This window comes from Bradyrhizobium acaciae (assembly GCF_020889785.1).
Taxonomy (GTDB): Bacteria; Pseudomonadota; Alphaproteobacteria; order Rhizobiales; family Xanthobacteraceae; genus Bradyrhizobium; species Bradyrhizobium acaciae.
Map to the genome: position 1 here is coordinate 1 of NZ_JACMYK010000288.1, position 2,208 is coordinate 2,208.

Annotated in this window: 2 protein-coding genes; both read right to left on the reverse strand. The window is 65.9% G+C overall.

The window, feature by feature from the left end:
• Window positions 1–197: 197 nt before the first annotated feature.
• Complete coding sequence (locus tag H8A92_RS40255) at window positions 198–1,628, reverse strand: amidase family protein (RefSeq protein ID WP_229200778.1); 1,431 nt, start codon at window positions 1,626–1,628, stop codon at window positions 198–200.
• Between the two features lie 37 nt (window positions 1,629–1,665).
• On the reverse strand, window positions 1,666–2,208 hold a 543-nt coding region (locus H8A92_RS40260), incomplete at its 5' end, for an amidase family protein (RefSeq protein ID WP_249795542.1).

The window sequence follows — 2,208 nt, forward strand, 5'->3', positions numbered from 1 at the left end:
TCTCCCTTGGGAGAGGTCGGCGCGCAGCGCCGGGTGAGGGGTTGCGCTCTCTCGTTGGAGCTGCGGCCCCTCACCCGATTTGCTGCGCAAATCGACCTTTCCCCAATGGGGAGAGGTAAACCCGGTCCGAGAATCCGATTCAATCCAAACTCATCTTCCTCTAGATCAGACGATTGAAAAATGAGGTCGCGACCGTGTCAGCGTCGCTCCCACAATTGCTTTGTGAGAATACCAACCTTGCGCTCGATCGCCTCGGCGGCATCCAGGCACATGTCTTCGCGATAGCGCGAGCCGACGATCTGGACACCGACCGGCACCCCCTCGTGCAGGCCGACCGGCACCACGGCTGCGGGCAGCCCCAGCACGTTCATCGACGAGATGAAGCGCAGGTCGTTCCAGAACACGTCCTTCACGCGCTGATCTCCGCCGAGATCGGCGTTGACCTCCGGCGTCTTGCGCACCGAGGTCGGCATCAGCACCAGAGGGTACTGCTCAAGGAACGTCATCCAGTTCCTGATGTGGCGCGACCGCTCGGCGATCGCCTTCATGTAGCCGGCCTGGTCCAATTGATTTGCCAGCGCCATGAAGCCGTGGAACGTCTTCTGGAAGTCGGCGCTGGAGACCGCCAGCATCTGGTCCTGCTGCAACACGCGGGTCTCGGTCATGATCAGGTCGCACCAGAGCTGCCAGACCTTGTTGAGATCGGGCACCTCGACCTCGCTGACCGCGTAGCCGGCATCGGCCAGATGGTCCGCGGCCTTGCGCTGAAGCGCGATCACGCCGCGATCGGTCACCATGTCCTCGGGGATCTTTGCGAGCGCGACCTTGACCGGTGCGGCGGGCTTCGGCCCTTGTAGCGGTGCCGGCACATACCAGGGATCGCGCGGGTCGCGCTGCGCCATCACCTCGAGGCCGAGACGGACGTCGGCGACGTGGCGCGCCAAGGGTCCTTGCGACGACATGAACTGCGCCATCAGCGGTCGTTCTGCCGTGGCTGAGGGATTGAACGCCGGAATGCGGCCCTGGGTCGGCTTGATGGTGGCGATGCCGTTGCAATGCGCCGGCCAGCGCAAGGAGCCGCCGATGTCGTTGCCATGCGCGATGGTGCCGATGCCGGCCGCGATCGACGCGCCGGCGCCGCCGGAGGATCCACCGCAGGTCACCTCGGCATTCCAGGGATTGCGCGTCAGGCCGTGCAGCGGGTTATCGGTGAAGCCGCGCAGCGAGAATTCCGGCGTGTTGGTCAGGCCGATGATGATGGCACCGGCTTTCTTGAGATTGGCCGTCACCGGCGAGTCGCCCGGCGCGATATTGTCCTTGAACGCCACCACGCCGTTCGAATTGGCCTGGCCCTCGACGTCGATGTTGATCTTGATCGTGACCGGCACGCCGTGCAGCGGTCCGACGGCGCTGCCGCCGCGCTTGCTGGCCGCGAGCGCCTCGTCCGCAGCCTTGGCTGCCTTCATTGCGGCGTCACCGAGATCGACGACGACGGCATTCAGCGCCGGGTTTGCCTCCTGCTTGCGATCGAGATGAGCGCGCACGACCTGCTCCGAGGTCGCCTCGCCATTCCTGATCGCCGCAGCCGTCTCCACGGCGGACCATTGCCAGATCGGTGCATTCGTCACTGTTGTTCTCCCGTTATGTTCAGTGCTTGTTGTTGATTCAGTCACGCGGATCGATCGGCGTCAGCGTCGAGGCGCGCGCCTCGATCACGGCGGCCGCGGCGAGGCAGACATCCTCGCGGAAGCGGCCGGCGATCACCTGCACGCCGACCGGCACGCCGCCGGCGGTTCCGGTCGGCACCACGAGCGACGGAAAGCCGAGCGCAGGCACCGCGAGCAGCGGCCGCTGCGCGTCGAGCAGCGCGTGCACCACGTCAGCATCTTCCTGATCCTGATCGAAGCGGAACGGCAGTTGCGCCGAGACCGGCAGGATGATGACGGGGCAGCGCTCCTGGAACAGCTGCCAGGCCCGCACGATCGAAAGCCGCTGCTCGAAGCAGGCCAGCACCTGATCGCCGTCGAGCTCCGGCGCATAGGCGATATGGCCCTCGAGATTGTAGCGGCTGCGATCGTCGCCGAACTTGCGGATCATCGGCGCCAGCACGCGCCGCTCCTCATTGATGACAAGGCGATGCCAGAGATCGGCGGCCTCCGCGAGCCGCGGCGGGGCGGTCTCCTCCACCGCAAAGCCGGCCTCCGCGAG